The sequence below is a fragment of the Oribacterium sp. Sow4_G1_1 genome (assembly GCF_052116105.1).
In the GTDB taxonomy this organism is placed as follows: Bacteria; Bacillota; Clostridia; order Lachnospirales; family Lachnospiraceae; genus Oribacterium.
This window is the reverse complement of record NZ_JBQKLS010000018.1, coordinates 11981-31527: the sequence shown is the minus strand read 5'-3', so window position 1 is coordinate 31527 and position 19547 is coordinate 11981. Positions and strand designations below refer to the sequence as shown.

The 19547-nt window shown below is 49.1% G+C and carries 21 protein-coding genes; all 21 read left to right on the top strand.

Annotation, left to right across the window (positions count from 1 at the left end; genetic code table 11):
- Positions 1 to 4: 4 nt before the first annotated feature.
- The 21 genes from ACTQ52_RS10480 to ACTQ52_RS10380 all read left to right on the top strand — a co-directional run bounded on the left by ACTQ52_RS10480 (position 5) and on the right by ACTQ52_RS10380 (position 19489).
- Positions 5 to 3427: an EAL domain-containing protein gene (locus ACTQ52_RS10480; RefSeq protein ID WP_441982603.1), complete on the top strand. Its 3423-nt coding sequence runs from the start codon at positions 5 to 7 to the stop codon at positions 3425 to 3427.
- A 269-nt stretch (positions 3428 to 3696) separates the two neighbouring features.
- Positions 3697 to 4203: a restriction endonuclease gene (locus tag ACTQ52_RS10475; RefSeq protein ID WP_441982602.1), complete on the top strand. Its 507-nt coding sequence runs from the start codon at positions 3697 to 3699 to the stop codon at positions 4201 to 4203.
- Between the two features lie 172 nt (positions 4204 to 4375).
- Positions 4376 to 4687: a hypothetical protein gene (locus ACTQ52_RS10470; protein WP_441982601.1), complete on the top strand. Its 312-nt coding sequence runs from the start codon at positions 4376 to 4378 to the stop codon at positions 4685 to 4687.
- Positions 4688 to 5088: 401 nt separating this feature from the next.
- Positions 5089 to 5457 (top strand): helix-turn-helix domain-containing protein, encoded by a 369-nt coding sequence (locus ACTQ52_RS10465; RefSeq protein ID WP_441982600.1) that lies wholly within the window; start codon positions 5089 to 5091, stop codon positions 5455 to 5457.
- Between the two features lie 10 nt (positions 5458 to 5467).
- A complete protein-coding gene (locus ACTQ52_RS10460) occupies positions 5468 to 6274 on the top strand; it encodes an ImmA/IrrE family metallo-endopeptidase (protein ID WP_441982599.1) in 807 nt (268 codons plus the stop codon).
- 157 nt (positions 6275 to 6431) lie between these two features.
- The gene (locus ACTQ52_RS10455) at positions 6432 to 7391 is read left to right on the top strand and encodes a helix-turn-helix domain-containing protein (RefSeq protein WP_441982598.1); all 960 of its coding nucleotides are present in this window, start codon (positions 6432 to 6434) and stop codon (positions 7389 to 7391) included.
- Positions 7392 to 7404: 13 nt separating this feature from the next.
- Positions 7405 to 7620, top strand: a complete 216-nt coding sequence (locus ACTQ52_RS10450; RefSeq protein WP_441982597.1) for a hypothetical protein — start codon at positions 7405 to 7407, stop codon at positions 7618 to 7620.
- Positions 7621 to 8355: 735 nt separating this feature from the next.
- Positions 8356 to 8838, top strand: a complete 483-nt coding sequence (locus ACTQ52_RS10445; RefSeq protein ID WP_441982596.1) for an RNA polymerase sigma factor — start codon at positions 8356 to 8358, stop codon at positions 8836 to 8838.
- Between the two features lie 196 nt (positions 8839 to 9034).
- A complete protein-coding gene (locus ACTQ52_RS10440) occupies positions 9035 to 9367 on the top strand; it encodes a hypothetical protein (RefSeq protein WP_441982595.1) in 333 nt (110 codons plus the stop codon).
- The gene (locus ACTQ52_RS10435) at positions 9360 to 10481 is read left to right on the top strand and encodes a DUF2800 domain-containing protein (protein WP_441982594.1); all 1122 of its coding nucleotides are present in this window, start codon (positions 9360 to 9362) and stop codon (positions 10479 to 10481) included. The genes ACTQ52_RS10440 and ACTQ52_RS10435 overlap by 8 nt, the downstream gene beginning before the upstream one ends.
- Before the next feature lie 40 nt (positions 10482 to 10521).
- Positions 10522 to 11097, top strand: a complete 576-nt coding sequence (locus ACTQ52_RS10430; protein ID WP_441982593.1) for a DUF2815 family protein — start codon at positions 10522 to 10524, stop codon at positions 11095 to 11097.
- Between the two features lie 75 nt (positions 11098 to 11172).
- Positions 11173 to 11325 carry a hypothetical protein gene (locus tag ACTQ52_RS10425; protein ID WP_441982592.1) on the top strand — a complete coding sequence of 51 codons (153 nt, stop codon included), beginning with the start codon at positions 11173 to 11175 and terminating at the stop codon, positions 11323 to 11325.
- 57 nt (positions 11326 to 11382) lie between these two features.
- Positions 11383 to 13365, top strand: coding sequence for a DNA polymerase (locus ACTQ52_RS10420; protein WP_441982591.1), 1983 nt, complete (start codon positions 11383 to 11385; stop codon positions 13363 to 13365).
- A 144-nt stretch (positions 13366 to 13509) separates the two neighbouring features.
- Positions 13510 to 13848: a DUF7768 domain-containing protein gene (locus tag ACTQ52_RS10415; RefSeq protein ID WP_441981726.1), complete on the top strand. Its 339-nt coding sequence runs from the start codon at positions 13510 to 13512 to the stop codon at positions 13846 to 13848.
- Complete coding sequence (locus ACTQ52_RS10410) at positions 13836 to 14168, top strand: hypothetical protein (RefSeq protein ID WP_441982590.1); 333 nt, start codon at positions 13836 to 13838, stop codon at positions 14166 to 14168. Before ACTQ52_RS10415 ends, ACTQ52_RS10410 begins: the two co-directional genes overlap by 13 nt.
- Positions 14169 to 14186: 18 nt before the next feature.
- Positions 14187 to 16625, top strand: a complete 2439-nt coding sequence (locus ACTQ52_RS10405) for a VapE domain-containing protein (RefSeq protein ID WP_441982589.1) — start codon at positions 14187 to 14189, stop codon at positions 16623 to 16625.
- A 268-nt stretch (positions 16626 to 16893) separates the two neighbouring features.
- Positions 16894 to 17226: a hypothetical protein gene (locus ACTQ52_RS10400; protein WP_441982588.1), complete on the top strand. Its 333-nt coding sequence runs from the start codon at positions 16894 to 16896 to the stop codon at positions 17224 to 17226.
- Positions 17227 to 17243: 17 nt separating this feature from the next.
- Complete coding sequence (locus ACTQ52_RS10395) at positions 17244 to 17465, top strand: hypothetical protein (RefSeq protein WP_441982587.1); 222 nt, start codon at positions 17244 to 17246, stop codon at positions 17463 to 17465.
- 10 nt (positions 17466 to 17475) lie between these two features.
- Entirely contained in the window at positions 17476 to 17766 is a 291-nt protein-coding gene (locus ACTQ52_RS10390; RefSeq protein ID WP_441982613.1) for a VRR-NUC domain-containing protein, read from the top strand.
- Complete coding sequence (locus ACTQ52_RS10385) at positions 17763 to 18113, top strand: hypothetical protein (protein WP_441982586.1); 351 nt, start codon at positions 17763 to 17765, stop codon at positions 18111 to 18113. The genes ACTQ52_RS10390 and ACTQ52_RS10385 overlap by 4 nt, the downstream gene beginning before the upstream one ends.
- The gene (locus ACTQ52_RS10380) at positions 18107 to 19489 is read left to right on the top strand and encodes an SNF2-related protein (protein WP_441982585.1); all 1383 of its coding nucleotides are present in this window, start codon (positions 18107 to 18109) and stop codon (positions 19487 to 19489) included. The genes ACTQ52_RS10385 and ACTQ52_RS10380 overlap by 7 nt, the downstream gene beginning before the upstream one ends.
- Positions 19490 to 19547 lie beyond the last annotated feature (58 nt).

The following is a 19547-nucleotide window of genomic DNA, read 5'->3' as shown; positions in this document are numbered from 1 at the left end:
GGTTATGAAAGCCTATGCGTTTTCTGATGATACACGTGCATTTATTGAGAATGTACCGATTCCGATTGCGGTGTATCAGTACATTGATGAACAGATCAGGCCTCTTCTTGTTTCCAGGGCATATCTAGATCTTTTTGGATACAGCAGCAGTGAGGAAGCGGTGTATGGTCTTGGCAGAGATCTCTACCGGGATGTGCATCCGGATGATATTGCACGGATGGAGAAGTGTGCTTACGACTTTGCCATGCATAAGCATGACTATGATGTTGTGTTCAGAAACCGCCGCCAGGATCAGGAGGACTATCATCTGATTCATGCGACAGGCAGACATATTACGGTAGATGGTGCTGATATTGCTTTTATCACGTATGCAGATGAGACGGCAGATACGGGCAGTGATCAGTTGCTTACGGCAGTGCTGACATCTCTGTCTGACAAGTATACGCCTTTTGAAAGTACAGAATTTGCAAAGCATTATGACAGTCTGACCGGACTGCAGAATATGACGCATTTTTTCGATGATGCCGTATCCGGCATTGCGAAGATCCGGGCAAAGAATCAGGTACCTGTCATCATGTATTTTGATCTGAGTGGATTGAAGGAATATAACAGCAGGTATGGCCTTGAGGTTGGGGACCGGCAGATCAGGGCTCTTGGTGAACTGATCAAAACGTATTTTGGCAGGGAGAGGGCTTCTCGGTTTGAAAGTGACCACTTTGCCGTCTATGCAGAAAATGACCGGATTGAAGAAAAGCTGCATGACTTGTTTGCCAGGATGAATGAGCTTGGTGATGGCAATAATCTGACGGTGAAGACCGGCATCTTTAAGTATGATAATCCTGATACCAGACTGACAGATGCCTGTGACAAAGCCAGACTGGCCTGTGAATCCCTTTCCCGGACAACGGTCTCTGCATATGCATGGTTTGATGCCGATATTCAGAAAAACAATGCGATGAAATTCCATATTATGCGGAATTTTGACAAGGCATTGGAAAATGGCTGGATTCATATCTATTATCAGCCGATCATTCGCACCATGACCAGAACAGTATGCAATTGTGAGGCACTGACACGGTGGATTGATCCTGTTTATGGCATGATTTCTCCGGCTCAGTTTATTCCGATTCTGGAGGAAAGCGGTCAGATCTGTCAGCTGGATCTTTATGTGTTTGAACAGGTTTGCAAAGACTATGCAGAGGCTATGAAAGAAGGAATCATTCCGATTCCGGCATCTGTGAATCTGTCCAGAAATGACTTTCTGCATGATGACCTTCCGGATGTGATTGACCGGATTTCAAAGAAGTATGGGGTGCCCAGAGAGTTCACCAATCTGGAAGTTACAGAAAGCTTTTTTATCAAAAATGTTGATAAAGTGGACCGGTTCATTCAGCGCTTTCATCAGATGGGCTACAAGGTGTGGATGGATGATTTTGGATCCGGATACTCATCGCTGGGGGTATTGAAAAACTATTCTTTTGACAAGCTGAAGCTTGATATGTCTTTCCTGCGGGATTTTGATGAGAAGTCCCGGAAGATTATTACGGCTATTGTGCGCATGGCAAAGAAGCTGGATATTTCTACTCTGGCCGAAGGAGTTGAAACAGAAGAGCAGTTTCTCTTTTTGCGGGAAATCGGATGCGAAAACATACAGGGGTATTTCTTTGCGCCTCCGATGCCGGCAGAAAATCTGAAATCGTATTTTCAGCAGCGCGGTCTGGAGCCTGAAGAGGCGCTCTGGAGATCATATCTGACCAGACTGAGCCGCATTGACTATCTTACGGATGCGTCTTTGTGTGTTGTGGACGATGATGGTGAAACACTGAAGATTCTCTTTGCAAATAAGGCTTACAAAGAGATCCTGGCAAAGGATAATGTTCTTAATCTGCAGGAATGGGAGCACAGGATCAATGCGCCCGGTGATCCGGTTCATATCTTTCACCGGCAGTATGCGGATCAGCAGCTCAGAAGAAAAGAAGGACTGCAGACAGCAGCCTATCCTTCCGGTGATCACTATATGCAATTGACAGCATCTGTGGTGGCCAGACAGGGTAGTCATTATCTGTATACCGTTCATATACAGTATGTGAAGGTAAATGTTGCGGATCTCCAGCAGGCATCGCTTGGCGCGATGAGTGATCTGTACTATTTGTGCAATGATATTGCAGTCTATGATCTTAAAAATGATACGGTTCTGGGCATTAAATCTTCTCTGTCGGATCAGCCGATGGGGGTTGGCACAGAGCTGCATCATATTGATGCGGTGATTCATGCCTGGAGGATGAATTACTGCTATCTGCCTGATCAGGAGCGGCTGGCAGATTTTCTGGATGTCACTACTATGAAAGCACGTCTGGAGAAAAGCAGAAATTATGTACTGATGGATTTTTTCCGGAGTATGACGGCATCGGGAGAATATCAATGGTTTCTGCATATCCTGATTCCCGTGCAGAGATCAGATTTCAATAAAGTATTGCACGTGACGGTAAATGCCGTCCTGCCAGAGGCAGATATTCAGGAGATTGCGGCTTTGTATCACCAGGAATACAAGGATCATACGCATGTGGAGATGAGCGGGGATATTCTCTGGAAGAATATGATCATGAATGCAAAACGCATGTATTTCTGGAAGGATGACAGGCGCAGGTTCGTTGGGGCAAGCAAGAGCTTTCTTCAATATTTTGGCCTTCAGTCTGAAAAAGAGATCATTGGCAAAACCGATGAGGATATGGGATGGAATATTCATCCGGGGCCATTCAGAAGGGATGAGGAAGAAGTTCTCAGGAAGGGCAGGAAGTTTTATCTGTGCACTGGGGACTATATTATCAATGGCTCTAATCAGCATGTTGTTGTCAGTAAGATTCCGGTCTATCGTGATGGCAGAATCATAGGAATTCTGGGAACGGTGATTGATTCTGCGGAAGAGCAGCAGGCCATTGCAGAAGGCAGGAGGCTTTCATCTGTTGATCCAGTGACCGGACTTGCCAATGCCCGTGGTGTTTCGGATGGTGTCTATTCCTTCCTTATTGAGTGCTGGCGGACAGGCATGAATTTTGCGATGATCGAGGTATATGTGCCGGAATACCGGGAGGTAATAAGGCTTTATGGAGACAGCTCTGGCGATCGTCTTCTGCAGAAAGTTGGCTGTATTCTGAAAGACTGCGCTGGCAGGAATTGTATCATTGGCAGAACCCAGGAAAGCTATTTTAACCTGATCATGAGATTTACCAGCAAGGAAGAAGTCAGAAACGTTGCCAGAAAGATCCGGACAGCCATAGAGTCTGTGCGGCAGGCAGGTCAGTGGAGCGGCAATTGCAGCGTTGTCATCAGGGCTTCCTATACGGATCCGTCCAGCCGTGAGCCAAATGCCTATCTGAGACGTTTGTCCGGCCTCATTCTCAATAATGAAGATACGGAAGAACTGTGACAGAGCAAAGCTGATGATCCGGTACATCCGGTGATTACATGCAGAAATGCATGGGAAAAGGAATATTGGTGTATGAATAAATAGGATATGGATCAGTATATTGTTTCACATTTTGATCAGGCGCTGAAGGAGGGCTGGATAAGATCGACATTGCGTATCTGGATCGGTTTCCCACATTTCATAACTATGTTTCCAGCCCAGTTTCAGATGCAGCTTCAGATGTAGCTGAAGTAACAGCGTCGAGCAACGACGATCTCACGCCGGACGATATGCTGGAAAACGCATACCAGAAAATCAATGACAGTCTCGCGAGCGATTTACTCGATGAAGTAATGAAAATCAAGCCGTACACATTTGAAAAGCTGGTTGTAGACCTTCTTTCCAAGATGGGATATGGGGCTTTGGAATACGGAAGCCATGCAACAGTTGCCAGCGGTGATGACGGAATTGATGGCGTCATCATGGAAGACAAGCTTGGCTTCAGCCTGATCTATATGCAGGCGAAGGAATGGGCCCTGGATCGAGTTGTAGGGCAGCCGGAGATCCAGAGCTTCGTCGGAGCAATTGCCGGAAAGCATGGAGATGGGTTATTTGTAACGACAGCACGCTATTCACAGAAAGCTGTGGATTACGCAGCGCAGCATCATATTATTTTGATTGACGGTCAGAAGCTGGCAAAGTTGATGATTGAATACAACTTCTGCGTATCTGTGAAGAAGACGTTTGAAGTGAAATCAATTGACACGGATGTCTTGAGTGATTATATGGACGACTGATGAAGTTGATTCAAGTGACAAGATGAAGGTAACGGATGAAAGAAGAAAAATTGATAGAAAAACTCTCATTGTTTCTCAGAGTGGTACTTTGAGCAAATGTCGAAGCAGTCATTTGAATACGTGATATGTCAAAAGGTGTTCGAATTCGAGCCGTTGTTTGATGACATACATTTTGAGCCAGGTACAGATACTGCAAAATTCCTCTCAGTACTATATTAATATGGATAGGCAGAGGAAGAAGAGCACGCCAGACCAGCCAGAACAGATCAGTATTTGTGATGCGGAGCACTTCAGATATGAAGTGTCTGATCTGGAAGAAGGTAAGGAAGGCATATTTGATCAAGAAACATTGACAATAATAATCCCTGAGAAAAACCTGAATAACGACTCCACAATATTACATAAAATGATACACTTGTACGAGTACGCTTATTCTGATCTACCAGTATATTTCCACGATGCTCTTTTGTGGGGGCCTGTATGAGAGCATAAAGAATAGAATTCCTGAATTGGATAGTATTGTTCAGAACCACGGACATATACTTGAGCAGGAAGATTTTTCAGGAGTCGGTGGAATTCACGACATACCGATTTTACAAAAAGTTTTGATTTGGATCTAAAGAAATATATGTTGGGAACAGTTTTCGGATATGGACTGTCCGATGAGCTTAGCAATTTTAGAACATAGTAGATCTGAAGTATACTGCGTGTCCGAGTTAAGGAAGATTTTCAGAATCTGGTGGAAGGAAATTATCAACTGAGGAAAGAGGTGGCAAAACGACTATTGACATCCACCTCATTTTCTTATATTATTGATGATAACAAGATAGCTAACAAGCATTTGTGCTATCACCTGCAAAACGAAGAATAGGGAAGGTGAGTAGGATGACATATGCAAATTTTGGAGATTTCATAGCGAAAAAGCGGGTAGAACGGAAGATAACAGTCAGGAAGATGGCGGAGATGCTTGGCGTGTCAGCTCCATTTCTTACGGATGTTGAGAAAGACAGGAGAAACCCTTTCGATTATGAAAAGCTGGTGAAACTTGCTGATATATTACAGCTTTCGGATGAAGAACGCGACTTAATGTTCGACCTCGCAGGGAAGAAGCGGGATACCGTTGCGCCGGATCTGCCTGACTACATCATGGACCATGACTATGTTAGCGCAGCATTGCGGACAGCCAGGGATCTTGGGGCTGGTGAGGAGGAATGGAATAAGTTCGTCGAAGATCTGAAGAAACGTGAGGGGTGATTGCTAACATATGATTTATCCGAATGTACGAAGAAAAAGATCTGGAGCACCTATCCTCAGTAGGAATGAGATTGACGAAATCGGAGAAGCCATTGTAGGCGATTTTGATCCATCCCTGTTGCAGAAACCGCAAGAGGTTGATATTGATCTGTTAGTACAGGACTACTTCGGTCTGTCGCAGGATTTCCAATATCTGTCGCACTGTGGCCTGTATTTAGGAATGACTGTCTTTAACGATACAGATAAGGTGATCGTTTACAATCCTGAAACAGCAAGGGCAGAGTATATCAGTGAGAGAGCGGATACGGTGATTATTGACAATTCCTTACTCGCTAACAATCAAGAGCATCGTTATCGATTCACTATGGGGCACGAAGGGGCACATGGGTTTCTGCATAAGCCGTACTTTGCCTATGACCCGAATCAGTTAACTTTATTTGATTTCGGACTGGGTGACAGACCGCGAGAGCCAATGGTTCAATGCCGAATTGACTCAAAACAGTATAGCAATAAGTCAACAAAGAACTGGGATGACCGGGACTGGATGGAGTGGCAGGCGAACGCACTCTCATCATCCATGCTTATGCCTAAGTCGATGGTAATAAAAGCAGTCCAAGATATGGAATGCGAGCTTCCTGACGAAAAGAATTCTAGAATAAGATGGTGGATGATGGCATCGAACATTTCTGAGCTGTTCAACGTGTCTTTTGAATCAGCGACCATAAGACTTAAAGATTTCGGATTCATCCCTAAAAACGAAAATATTGAAGAGGATAGCGAAGAGCTCTTACTGCTTGATTGGGATAGCGTAATCTGAGATTTTGGCGGATTTCCATGGTGAAATCCGTATTATTTTGCAGATGATGTTAACATGATAGCTAACGCATGACGAACCAACAAAACGACAAAATTGATCTATTGACGCTTAATGGTTCAAATGATATGATGTTGGTACAAATAAATGGAGGGGAATTATGTCAAGACAATACGATGAATACATGGAAGGAAAATTCGAATCTCGTGGGGAACAATATGAGATTGTCGAGCCAACTAACATAGAAGAGCTGATGAAGGCGTTTGAAACGAAAGACGTCATTGAGTATGAGCTCAGTTGCCTGATGCATGATGAAGACTCAAGCGGCTGGTCAGAGCTCCTTCAGGAACAAGAAGATGCCATTCAGGAATACTATAGTTCCATCCCGGATTTCGATAACAGCCTGCTGATCAGAAACATCAACTATCTTGCGAAGAAGTACAGCATTCGCATTGGAGATCTGGAGAAGATGCTCGGGATCAGTGCGGGATATATTTCCAGAACCGCTAAGGAAGGCACTGCCAAGAAAATGAGCATTGATGTTGTTTGGAAGATAGCACGCTTTTTCCAGACGGATCTCCGGGATCTTGTTGACCGGGATCTTGAGATGCCGAGTGATGAAAATGAGCTGCTTTGCAGATTTATCCAAAAGCTACGGCAACAGACAGAGGAACACAAAATCACATGGAAATGCCTCGGTGGGGTTATGTTTGAGTCAGACAGAGTACTTGAGGAGTCAGGGCTCATAACAGATGAAGGAGTGGATACAGACGCGATTTATCACCCGCATGACCAGAAAGCTGAGGGAAAGCTACTACTAACTGATGACGTTGTGGCCTGCGAGGACATTCGAGAGGACATGTCACTTGTTATTGTGCCATACCATATGGAAAAGAGCGGGAACACTTATTATGATTTCTTTTTCATGGAGGAGATCCCGGATCGCGGGGATCCAGAACTGGCATCTTATAACTTCGAGAAAATATTCAGAACCGTCGACGTTCCATTTGGTGGATTGGCGTCCTACGCAGAAAGCCTGTATCTGACCATCCGCAATCAGGAATTCAGCGCGGACATGAGTTCTGATGTTAGAAAGTTTATCACGGATTATCTGAAATAAGGGAGGGCAATGCATGGAGAACACATCCAGCGCCGAAAAACTGAAAGGGTATATTTCTTATCCCTGTTGTGAAAAGGAAAAGATTATGGTGTGGGAATCATGCCACGGGAAGGTTTCTTCCAAATGTCCACGATGTGGAAAATTCGCCATCTTCGATTTTGACAAGATGGTGTCTTATCCGGGACATGCCGCAAAAGGGGTTGTCCACAAATTCAAAATAAATAAATAACTTGTTGTATCGACTGAGCCGATAGGGATTCAAAGTAAGTCACCGCTGTGCCAGGGTACGGAATCATTCGCAGGATAACTGCAATGGTGCCGCTACCCTGGCTTTTTTAATGTCCATTTTTGCAATGTATTAACAAGGATGGAATTCCATTGACTGGGACATGAAGAAGCACAACCGTAAAGCATCTCGGGCCGGTTAATTTCTATGGCTAATAAATGAAGGAGGGTTCTTCCTCTACCCCGGTCCATTCTGAACAGAAATCGTGAGGCTGTTTCCGATTTTGCTCTGAAAGTTCCGTTTATAGGCGAAAGAAAAGTTTCGCTTTGACTTGCTCAATTCGCGCAGAAGTGTCCTGTGAGTGATGAAGGAGAAAATTCTCAAGAAGCATTTCCGAAATTGCTTCAAATGGTCCGCATATAGGTGAATGCAAAAGGAGGCAAAGATGAGAGACCCACCATGACAATCAGCAATACAGGTAGTAACCCGTCGTCTCTGACTGCAACTCTGTAGTCAGCAACTCAAACATACAAATTCGAATATCGAGCCAGCGTGCGCACAAAGGCAGGATGTCGACATACAGATCCTTATCTCTTACGGGATAGGTGAATCTGGAATGCCGGGAGCCTTACTTTTGTGCGCCTTTTTGTGCCTATGCGTACTGGCTCCGATGGTCCTCCGATCGTTCTGATCAGACCTTTCTTCCTGCCTTCTGTGCCTCCGGCTCAGGAGGCAATCATGGAAGAAAAGAAATTCTATCTCAATATCACAACCCAGAACGAGGAAGGAAAAAAAGAGACCAAGACCGTTTATGTATCGGAAGAAGTATACCGCGCGTACAAGCAGCCGTACTGGAAAGCAAAGCAGCAGGAAAGAAGAGCATCCCGCTGCAACATTGATGGTCATCGCTGCACGGGAGACTGCACCCAGTGCGACCGGCTCCGCGACGGCGCACCGCTTTCCCTTGAGCAGATGGCAGAGGACGGCATTGAGGTTCCGGCTTCTTATGAAACACCGGAGGACGCAATGATCCGGAAAGAGGAATATGAGCAGCTGTATTCGGCAATGAATACTCTCTCCGATCAGGACCAGAAGATTCTCTGGATGTCCACAGATGGAAAATCCGATCATGCGATTGCTGCCATGCTTGGCATGGCACAGACCACCGTTTCTTATCGCCGGAGAGCAGCCCTCAAGAACCTGAAAAAACTTCTCAGCTGAGTTTGTTCAAAATGTCCGGAACTGTCCTGTGAGTTACGGAGGGGTTAAGAACAAAAACCAATCACCCTCTAGAAAGGACAGACAAGCAATATGACAAACAAATCATTTGATCACGACGATGTAGTCGCGTTCCTGCGGGTGGTCTCGATCCTTACCGATCGGATCGCTTGCTGGATCGAGAAGGGAGGTATAAGCCATGTCAAAGATGAGCGAGCTGGATCTGACACTGAATGAACTGAAGGAATGCGGGGAGAAGCTGATTGCTGTTTCCGATTCCCTGCGACAGCTCTTTTCAGAGCCGGCGCAGAAACCGGAACCGGAGAAGCTGGAGCCTAAGGCGGATCCGCCAAAGCAGATCTCGTTCGAGGAGCTACGGGGCATCATGGCAAAGAAGACAAGAGTCTCCAAGGCCAATACGGATGCGATCCGGGAGCTTCTCACCAAGTATGGTGTGCATAAGCTCTCAGAGCTGAAGCCGGAGCAGTACGCAGGATTTCTGAAAGAGGCGGAGGTGATCCCCGATGCCTGATCAGCACGCATTCCTGTCGGCATCGTCCAGTAACCGCTGGATCGCCTGTCCGCCTTCCGCAAAGCTCAACACAGGTACCGGAGGGAGAACTTCCGAGTATGCCGTTCAGGGCACCTGCGCACACAGCCTTGCCGAGTACAAGCTGAAGAAGGCGCTCGGCATGAAGGCCGGGGATCCTACTGAGGATCTGGATTGCTTCGATCAGGAGATGGATTCCGCAACGGATGACTATGCCACCTATGTGATGGAGCAGATTCAGAAAGAAAAGGAAACCTGCCGGGATCCTACCGTATTGGTAGAGCAGAGGCTGGACCTTTCCCGCTGGATTCCGGAATCCTTCGGAACCGCTGACTGCCTGATTGCCGGCGATGAAACCTTGACGATCATCGATCTGAAGTACGGAACCGGAATCAAGATACCGAGCACTTCTTCCCAGCTTAAGTGCTATGCCCTTGGCTGCGTGGATATGTTCGATGGCATCTACGACATCAAGAACGTCCGGATGGTGATCTTCCAGCCGCGTCTCTCCCATATCAGCGAGACTGTGATGAGTAAAGAAGATCTCCTGAAGTGGGCAGATGAGATTTTGGTACCGGCAGCAAAGCTCGCTTTTGTGGGCGAGGGCCAATTCCGTGCTGGCGACCACTGCCAGTTCTGTGCGGTGAAGGCAAATTGCCGGAAGCGGGCCGAAATGAATCTGGAACTTGCAAAGTACGACTTTGCCATGCCGGCGACGCTGGAAGATGCCGAGATCGAGGCAATTCTGCCAATGGTCGATCAGTTGACCGCGTGGGGCAATGACATCAAGGACTATGCCCTTCAGAAAGCTTTGTCTGGGAAAAAGTGGCAGGGCTTCAAGCTTGTTGAGGGCAGAGCCAACCGTAGATACATCAATGATGCTGCTGTTGCAGAGGCTGTTACGGCAGCAGGCTTTGATCCTTATGAGAAGAAGCTCAAAGGGATCACGGCAATGACGTCCTTGCTCGGCAGAAAGAAGTTCGATGAATTGCTGGGAGGTCTTGTGGAACGGCCTTCCGGAAAACCGACCTTAGTTCCACAAAGTGACAAGCGACCGGAGATGAATTCGGCTGCAGATGATTTCAAAGATGAGTAACAAGGACAAGAGCCCGGACAGGGCAGAAGGAGAAAAGATTATGTCTACAAAATTCGTAAATCCGACAAAGGTTGTAACTGGTAAGGATACCCGCTGGAGCTATGCAAATGTGTGGCAGGCAAAGAGTATCAATGGCGGCACGCCGAAATACAGCGTGAGCCTGATCATTCCGAAGAGCGACACGGTGACCGTGAAGAAGATCAAGGCCGCCATTCAGGCCGCTTATGAGGAGGGCGAAGGTAAGCTCAAGGGCAATGGCCGTTCGGTACCTCCACTTTCCGCAATTAAGACTCCGCTGAGGGATGGCGATACGGAGCGTCCGGATGATGAAGCATACAAGGGATGCTACTTCGTTAATGCAAACTCTACGACCGCTCCCGGCATCGTGGATGCGGACCGTCAGGAAATCCTGGACCATTCCGAGGTCTACAGCGGTGTATATGGTAGGGCGAGCATTTCGTTCTATGCCTTCAACAGTTCCGGTAATCGCGGTATCGCCTGTGGTCTCAACAACCTCCAGAAGATCCGCGATGGAGAACCGCTCGGCAGCCGCAGCAGCGCACAGGATGACTTCGCTGATGTGGACGATGACGACGATGATGGCTTTCTCGACTGAGCAAATAAATCGATCCGGGACAGCAGGCGTGATCCTGCTGTCCAAGGATCCTGACAATCCAAGGAGGAAATTTCAATGTACGAATTTATGATTCACATGATCATTGTATGCGTGTTTGGTGTTTGCATGGGAGGCTGCATTGTCGGCTGGGTGAGCATCATCAAGAACCTGATCAGGTTGTTCCGAAAACTGGGACACTGGATCAAGGCAAAGATGGTCAGAGAATAATGACGACGGGGCTGGGCGGGAGAGATCCTGCCCGGCTTCTTTTCTATGGAGGAAGGTATGAAAAACTTATCTATCGACATTGAGACGTTTTCCAGCGTCGACCTGAATAAATGCGGTGTATATCGATACTGCTCATCCCCGGATTTTGAGATTCTACTGTTTGGCTATTCCATCGACCACGGTCCTGTAAGAACGATTGACGTTGAATCCGGAGAGAAGATCCCGGAAGAGATTCTGAAGGTGCTGACGGATCCGTCTGTCACAAAATGGGCATTCAACTGCAACTTTGAACGCGTGTGTCTTTCCACTTACCTGCGTCGCAAATACCCTCAGTACTTTAAGAGTTATGGCTCTCCGGAGGACTCAGTTGGAGATTACCTTGATCCGACCTCATGGCATTGCTCCATGGTCTGGTCTGCCTATCTGGGGCTTCCGATGTCCTTGGCGCAGGTTGGAACGGTATTAAAGCTCGAGGATCAGAAGATGACCGAGGGCAAGGATCTCATCCGGTACTTTTGCATGCCCTGCAAGCCGACCGCATCGAATGGCGGCAGAACAAGAAACAGGTCCTCCGATGCTGCGGATAAGTGGGCTGTATTCAAGTCTTACAACATCCGCGATGTGGAGGTGGAAGTCGCCATTCAAGAACGGCTGAAGAAATACCCGGTGCCGGATTCCGTCTGGGATGAATACCGGATCGACCAGATGATTAACGACCGGGGCACCAGAATTGACATGCAGCTTGTGAAGAATGCGATTGCCATCGATGCAAAAACGCACGATGCCTACATGGAGGAGATGACAGAACTCACTGGTCTTGAGAATCCTGGTTCCGTGCAGCAGCTGAAAGGATACCTGGCGGAGCAGGGCGTTGAGACGGATACACTTGGGAAGAAGCAGGTGGCAGCCCTGATCAATGAAGCGCCAGACCATGTAAAGCAGGTTCTGGAACTCCGCCAGCAGACAGCCAAGTCATCCACCAAGAAATATCAGACGATGGAGAGAGCTGTCTGCCCGGACGGAAGAATTCGTGGCATGTTCCAGTTCATGGGTGCGCCGAGGACCGGGCGGTTTGCTGGGAGACTTGTCCAGCTCCAAAACCTCAAAAGGAACAGCATGCCGGATCTGGCAGAGGCGAGAGAGCTCGTCCGGACGGGAAACTATGCTGCTCTAGAGATACTCTATGACTCTGTTCCAGAAGTTCTCTCAGAGCTCATCCGAACTGCACTTGTTCCGAAGTCCGGGTACAAATTCTACGTGGCGGACTACAGCAGCGTCGAAGCAAGGACGCTTGCGTATCTCGCAGGAGAGCAGCATACCATGGATTCCTTTGCCCGGGGCGAGGACATCTACTGCGCGACCGCATCGGCAATGTTCCATAAGCCGGTCGTGAAGCATGGCATCAACGGCGAACTCAGACAAAAGGGCAAAATTGCGACTTTGGCCTGTGGCTATGGCGGCTCTGTGGGTGCTCTGAAGGCGATGGGCGCTTTAGACATGGGACTTAAGGAAGAAGAACTGCAGCCGATTGTCACGGCATGGAGAAAGGCAAATCCACATATTGTCCGCTTCTGGTGGGACGTTGATAAAGCAGCTATGAAAGCTGTCCGAGAGCACACCACCACAGAGGTGCGGGGGTTCCGCTTTATCTGCAAGTCCGGGATGCTTTTCATTACGTTGCCGTCTGGGCGGATGCTGTCTTACGTGCAGCCCCGGATCGGGATCAATCAATTTGGCAGTGATTGCATCACCTACATGGGTCTTGATTCCACAAGGCACTGGAATCGTGTCCAGACCTATGGCCCAAAGCTCGTCGAGAACATCACACAGGCGGTCTGCCGGGATATTCTCTGCAATGCCATGAAGAATCTGCAGGAGACTTTCATCTGCGCACACATTCATGACGAGCTGGTGATTGAGTGCAAAGAGTCGGTGTCTCTCGATGAGATCTGTGACCGCATGGGACAAACGCCGGACTGGATTCCGGGACTTCTCCTTCGGGCAGATGGTTACACCTGCGATTTCTACATGAAAGACTGAGGGACCCGGGACAAGTTCCAGCGGGACAGCGATTTTTTCTAAAAAAAATATCATCAGATTTTGTTCAAATAGGCTCCTTCTGTCCTGTGGGTATTGGAGGGACAGATAAGAGCCTTTTTGTTACTCCGGAAAGGAGGCACTCATGTGCGTGAGAAAAAGATTGTCTACGTCTGCTCGCCATATTCAGGAAACATCTCCCTGAATACGGAACGGGCAAAGATCTACAGCCGGATGGTTGTGGACAGGGGAGCAATCCCAGTAACACCGCATCTCTACCTGCCGCTTTTTCTCGATGAAGAGACGGAAAGAGATGCCGCAATCGAAATGGATCTCGCCCTCTTAAAGAGGTGCGACGAGCTCTGGGCTTTCGGAGATGCGATCTCCTCAGGAATGAAGCGGGAGATGAAGGAAGCAGAAAATCTCGGAATACCGGTCCGCAGAATAACGCCCACAGGGCAGGAGGAATGGATATGTACGAAGTAATCAGCGGAGAAAGAGACGTCAATCGTGTGGCGGTTGATACATTCAAGAGGCAGGTTGCCTCTGGCGAAAACATCCTCGAGGTCGAGGCAGGCACGAATGGATATAAGGGAGACAACTTTGGACACGCTTCCCGGACCTACATTCGCCTGCAGAACATCATGGATACCGACATGAGAGTGAAGGAGACCCATGACAGTGATGGCAACGTGGATGGATTTGTACTGGAGATGGCAGGAGATTCGGAGCTTACCACGATCATCAATGCTCTGAAGTTTGTAGTGAAGGTACTCGACGAGCAGAGACGGGAAATAGTCGGTTGACAACAAGGAGGATTGAGCATGGAAGTTTTGATGGAAGAAAAGCAGCGGACAGATTCAGATTCCGGTCGGGACAGTCCCGATCCAAAGGACCTCATGCTGAAGATTACCGTGGGAAACAGCCGGATGGCCGGAATCTGGAATCCGATGGAGATCAGCTTTGGAGATCTCTGCGAAAAGCTGAAGGAGCCGATCCGCACGGCTGAGACCGTTGCCGAGTATAAGAAGATGACGCGCAAAGAGCGCGATGAGGCTAAGGATAAAGGTGGCTTTGTCGCAGGTGTCTTCAAAGGGAAGCGAAGAAAGAAGGACGAGGTTCTTTATCGTACAGCTATCACACTGGATGAAGACAAGATGCATGCGGACTTTTTTGACTGGTACCGGGAAAATCACAAATATGCATCCGTGATCTATACCACCCACAGCCATACACCGGAAAAGCCGAGAGGCAGGATTGTCATTCCAACCACGCGTCCCATCACACCGGATGAGACGAATGCCATCGCCCGGTATCTGGCGGATGCGTTCGGTATGGATCAGGTGGATATCTGCTCGTTCGAGATCAACCAGCTGATGTTCTGGCCGACGTGTCCCTCGGATGGGGAATACCGCTGCGAGGTATTTGACGGAGACCTTCTTGATCCGGACACGTTCCTTGCCGCACGCCCGGACTGGCAGGATGTCACAACCCTGCCGGTATCTCAGGATGAAAAGAAGGAACTGGCAAGACAGCAGAAAAAGCAGGAAGACCCGCTTACCAAGACAGGCATTGTTGGAAACTTCTGCCGGGCGCATTCCATTACGGATGTGATGGAGAATATCCTCCCGAACATCTATGAACCCGGTGACCGGGAGGACCGGTGGCACTACATTGGGGCTTCCAGTTCTGCCGGTGTGGTGGTCTATGATGACAAGTTTGCCTACAGCCACCACGCTTCGGATCCTGCCTGCAGCCAGCTTCTCAATGCGTTTGACCTTGTGCGGGTGCATCTCTTTGGCGATGACGATCCGAAGAAGTCCCTTCAGAAAATGTCGGAGTATGCGGCAAACGATGAAGCGACACAGGATGAGGCAATGCGCTGGCGACAGAAAGAGGCAGTTACAGACTTCTCGGAAGAGGCAACTGCCGATTCTGGAAGCGACAACAGCTGGATGAAGAAACTCCAGCGGAACCCGAAGTCTGGTGAGCTTATCGGAAACCTGCACAACTTGCTTCTTATCATGAAGAACGACCCATATATGAAGAATATCGTCTTCAACCAGCTGGCAGACGGCATGGAGATTGCCGGCGATGTTCCGTGGAAACATCCAGGTCGCTACTGGCGGGACGCGGATGATGCGCAGCTTATCTGTTACATCGATGAGCACTATGGGACTTTTTCCCAGCGGAACTTTGATCTTGCAGTCACCAAGGCGGCAGATGACAGGAGCTATCACCCGATTCGGGACTACTTCTATAAGCTCCCGGCATGGGATGGGATTCCGAGGGTGGAAACCCTCCTGATCGATTACCTCGGGGCTGAGGATAACGCATATGTTCAAGCTGTCACGAGAAAAGAACTCTGTGCAGCACTTCGGAGAATCAAGGACCCTGGTGCGAAGTTCGACAATATGATCGTCCTGAATGGACCGCAGGGAATTGGCAAGAGCACCCTCATCTCGAAGCTCGGGATGGAGTGGTTCTCGGATTCTCTCAGTATGTCGGACATGAACGACAAGACGGCTGCTGAGAAGCTGCAGGGCTATTGGATCCATGAGATCGGAGAGCTCGCTGGTATGCGGAAGGCGGACCTTGATAAGGTGAAGTCCTTTGTCAGCAGACGTGACGATAAGTACCGTGCGAGTTTCGGTCGCAGGGTCGAGCCTCATCCGAGGCAGTGTGTCTTTTTCGGAACGACGAATGCAGAGAAGGGGTATCTGAGGGATATTACCGGTAACCGCCGCTACTGGAACGTGAAAGTCACCGGAAAGGGCAAGTACCATCCGTGGGATCTGGAACAGGAGACCGTCGACCAGATCTGGGCCGAGGTGAAAGTGCTGGAGCCGGAAGAAAAGCTGTACCTCTCTCCGGATCTTGAGGGCTATGCCGAGGGCGAGCAGAAGGAAGCCATGGAGCAGGATGACCGCGAAGGGATGGTCCGGGAGTATCTGGATGCCCTTCTTCCTGAGAACTGGGAGGAGATGACCGTCGACGAGAGAAGGAATTACTTCCTCTATGGCGATGATCCGCTTCGGGCTCAGGGAAAGGTTCAGCGCAAGGTCGTGAGCAACATTGAAATCTGGTGCGAGTGCTTTGGAAAAAAGCAGGCCGACATCGAATCCAAAGACAGTTATGCCATTGCTGCAATCATGGAGCGAATGGAGAACTGGGAGAAGAAGGGCGAGAGGAGATCCAATCCTGCTTATGGTCGTCAGCGGGTTTATGTCCGCAAGACAGGAGAGGAGTCGGACGATGAGTGACCTTTCATGGGACGAGCTCCCCTTGGACGGGGCAAATGGGACAAGCCGGGATCCACCTTGTCCCGAATGGGCTGTCCAGCAGAAAAGCCTTTGTTTATGGGCCTTTCTTGGATGAACTGGCACAACCTTATTTCTTTTCTATATAGCACAAAATAATAAGAATTTTAGTAATAAAAGCATGGGCGCATGTGGGCGCATACGCGTATACGCGCGTAAGGGGAATTTGAGCCAGTCGTCCATCCATTTGTCCAGAGAGGAGATTGAAACGATGCTGAGTCGTAAAGATAGAACGGTTGAAAAGTATATGAGAGCGGGAGCTGCGATGCGGCTTTTCAAGACAGCATACAGCGAGGTGATCACCACTTTGTCAGAGGTGATGCCGAGTCAGGATTACGAGAAGGTTATGCGTGCGATGTATAAGGTTGATCAGGTCTGTTCCGATACGGAGGATCGCATGTTCCGGGAACATCCGGATCTCGATAACGAATACATCGACGTATTCTATGGCGATCTGAAGAATAACACGAGAAACGACGTCGATCGGAAAGTGGTGCAGATGGCGCATGAGATGTCAGATCGCCTGTTTGGCGAAAAACAGTAATGGAGGAGGATAGAGCAATGTTTGTTTATACACCGATGGGAACAATGGTAAATCTTGACCGGTTTGACGGAGTGATCACCAGCAAAATGAAATGCGGCAGGGCATGCGTGTATGCAGTCCGGGGAGCCGGAAAGGAACAGGTCCGGATGCCGCTTGGCATTTATAAGAATCTGGCCGATGCCGATTATGCCATCTACCGCATGGCCGAGGCCATGAACGCGGATGAACCGGAGGAATAAGATGAGCAGCATGAGTGAGAAGGAAGTCGAGCAGCGCCTTGTTGCAGCAGTGAAGGCAGCAGGCGGCTGGTGTCCGAAGTTTATCTCTCCGGGCACCAATGGCATGCCGGATCGGATCATCCTGATGCCGGGAGGGTGCATCGCCTTTGTTGAGGTGAAGGCACCGGGCCAGAAACCAAGAAAGCTGCAGATCCGGAGGCACCTCCGTCTTCGCCATCTTGGTTTTCAGGTATTCGTTCTGGACGATCCGGACGAGATCCCCGGCATCCTTGCGGCAGTCACACAGGAAGGAAACAGATGATGGGAACCATTATCAAATTGAAAGATGGATCTTTGGAGACCGTTCTTTCCGGAGAGGATCTGATCCGCCTTATTGATAAACACATGGGGCAGGAGATGAAGGAGGCCGTCGTCGAGTGGATGAATGAACTCGACCTTGAGCATGCTGACGACGAGGAATGCATCCATGAATTGAATGAGCTGATCAGCGAGGACCACAAACGGTACAAAGAGACCATGGAGCAGATTCGCACGGAGGCGGAAAAGCTGAATGGTCTGATCGCGGTAAAGGACCTGGACCGGGAAGCAATATCGAACACAGCCGGAGCAATTTGTGTGATGGCTCACAGGGAGGCATGCCGATGTTGAAACGGGAACAGATGCATGAATATCAGAACTACTGCGTGAGGTTTATCGAGGAGCACCCGGAGGCACTTCTGATCTTGGAGATGGGCCTTGGGAAAACAGTCATCAGCCTCACTGCCATAGAGGATCTGATGTACGACTCTTTCGAAGTGAATAAAACTTTGGTAATTGCGCCTCTCCGTGTAGCGAGGGACGTATGGTCGCAGGAGAAAGATCTCTGGTCCCACACACGGCATCTTCGGATGTCGGTGATGATTGGCAGTGTGAAGGAACGTGTAATAGCTCTAAAGGCAGAGGCCGATATTTACGTGATCAATCGGGAGAACGTGAAATGGCTGGTAGACTTCTTTGAGCAGCATCACACCCCGTGGCCGTTCGATTGTGTGGTGGTGGATGAGCTCAGCTCTTTCAAGAATTACAAGAGCCAGCGCTACAAGGCACTCCGGAAAGCCCGCCCGTACATTAAGCGGATCTGGGGGCTTACCGGGACACCGGCGAGTAACGGACTTCTGGACCTCTGGGGTGAGGTTGCCATTATCGATCAGGGTAAGCGCCTCGGAAGATTTATCGGCAGATACCGCGAAGCCTACTTCCGGCCCGGTGGCATGAATCCGTACACCGGAGTGGTTTACAACTACGTGCCGCTGCCGGGTGCAGAGGAAGCAATTTACAAGAAGATCAGCGACATCTCAGTTTCCATGAAGGCAAAGGACTTCCTGCCGGATCTTCCGAAGTGCGTGACGGTCAACCATATGGTAGAGATGAGCCCGGCGGAGAAGAAGCTGTACGAGAGTCTTCGGAAGGATCTGGTCCTTACGGTAGATGGTGACGAGATTGATGCCGCCAATGCAGCAGTCCTTTCTGGGCGGCTTCTTGAGATGGCAAATGGTGCGGTTTACAACGAGGACCACGAGGTGATCCGGATTCATGACCGGAAGCTGGAAATGCTGTCCGATCTGATTGAGGAAGCAGTTGGTCAGAACGTTCTGATTGCCTACTGGTACCAGCATGACCGGAGCCGGATCAAAGAATACCTGAAGGAGCAGGGAATCGCTGTCCGGGACCTAAAGTCCTCTGAGGATGTTGCTGACTGGAATGCAGGCAGGATCCCAGTAGCCCTGATCTCTCCCGCATCTGCCGGGCATGGACTGAACCTGCAGCATGGCGGCCATATCCTGATATGGGTATCCCTCTGTTGGAGCCTTGAGATGCGACTTCAGATGGACTGTAGATTGAACCGTCAGGGACAGACCGAACCCGTCACCATTCATAACATCGTGACGAAGGACACGATTGATGAGGATGTATTGAAGGCACTGGATGGGAAGAACACCACACAGGAGAACCTGATCCGGGCTGTGAGAGCACGACTCTCTTAATGACAATCAGAGTCAATCTATGACAAACATATGCCAATCCGAGGAGCGAGAAACTAAG

Bases quoted from the DNA above. Each gene is read 5' to 3' on its own strand.
- ACTQ52_RS10390 (WP_441982613.1), top strand. From the start codon at position 17,476: ATGAGTGAGAAGGAAGTCGAGCAGCGCCTTGTTGCAGCAGTGAAGGCA.
- ACTQ52_RS10395 (WP_441982587.1), top strand. From the start codon at position 17,244: ATGTTTGTTTATACACCGATGGGAACAATGGTAAATCTTGACCGGTTT.
- ACTQ52_RS10430 (WP_441982593.1), top strand. From the start codon at position 10,522: ATGTCTACAAAATTCGTAAATCCGACAAAGGTTGTAACTGGTAAGGAT.
- ACTQ52_RS10425 (WP_441982592.1), top strand. From the start codon at position 11,173: ATGTACGAATTTATGATTCACATGATCATTGTATGCGTGTTTGGTGTT.
- ACTQ52_RS10445 (WP_441982596.1), top strand. From the start codon at position 8,356: ATGGAAGAAAAGAAATTCTATCTCAATATCACAACCCAGAACGAGGAA.
- ACTQ52_RS10435 (WP_441982594.1), top strand. From the start codon at position 9,360: ATGCCTGATCAGCACGCATTCCTGTCGGCATCGTCCAGTAACCGCTGG.
- ACTQ52_RS10450 (WP_441982597.1), top strand. From the start codon at position 7,405: ATGGAGAACACATCCAGCGCCGAAAAACTGAAAGGGTATATTTCTTAT.
- ACTQ52_RS10475 (WP_441982602.1), top strand. From the start codon at position 3,697: ATGCTGGAAAACGCATACCAGAAAATCAATGACAGTCTCGCGAGCGAT.
- ACTQ52_RS10385 (WP_441982586.1), top strand. From the start codon at position 17,763: ATGATGGGAACCATTATCAAATTGAAAGATGGATCTTTGGAGACCGTT.
- ACTQ52_RS10440 (WP_441982595.1), top strand. From the start codon at position 9,035: ATGTCAAAGATGAGCGAGCTGGATCTGACACTGAATGAACTGAAGGAA.
- ACTQ52_RS10455 (WP_441982598.1), top strand. From the start codon at position 6,432: ATGTCAAGACAATACGATGAATACATGGAAGGAAAATTCGAATCTCGT.
- ACTQ52_RS10410 (WP_441982590.1), top strand. From the start codon at position 13,836: ATGTACGAAGTAATCAGCGGAGAAAGAGACGTCAATCGTGTGGCGGTT.
- ACTQ52_RS10460 (WP_441982599.1), top strand. From the start codon at position 5,468: ATGATTTATCCGAATGTACGAAGAAAAAGATCTGGAGCACCTATCCTC.
- ACTQ52_RS10380 (WP_441982585.1), top strand. From the start codon at position 18,107: ATGTTGAAACGGGAACAGATGCATGAATATCAGAACTACTGCGTGAGG.
- ACTQ52_RS10480 (WP_441982603.1), top strand. From the start codon at position 5: ATGAAAGCCTATGCGTTTTCTGATGATACACGTGCATTTATTGAGAAT.
- ACTQ52_RS10400 (WP_441982588.1), top strand. From the start codon at position 16,894: ATGCTGAGTCGTAAAGATAGAACGGTTGAAAAGTATATGAGAGCGGGA.
- ACTQ52_RS10420 (WP_441982591.1), top strand. From the start codon at position 11,383: ATGAAAAACTTATCTATCGACATTGAGACGTTTTCCAGCGTCGACCTG.
- ACTQ52_RS10405 (WP_441982589.1), top strand. From the start codon at position 14,187: ATGGAAGTTTTGATGGAAGAAAAGCAGCGGACAGATTCAGATTCCGGT.
- ACTQ52_RS10465 (WP_441982600.1), top strand. From the start codon at position 5,089: ATGACATATGCAAATTTTGGAGATTTCATAGCGAAAAAGCGGGTAGAA.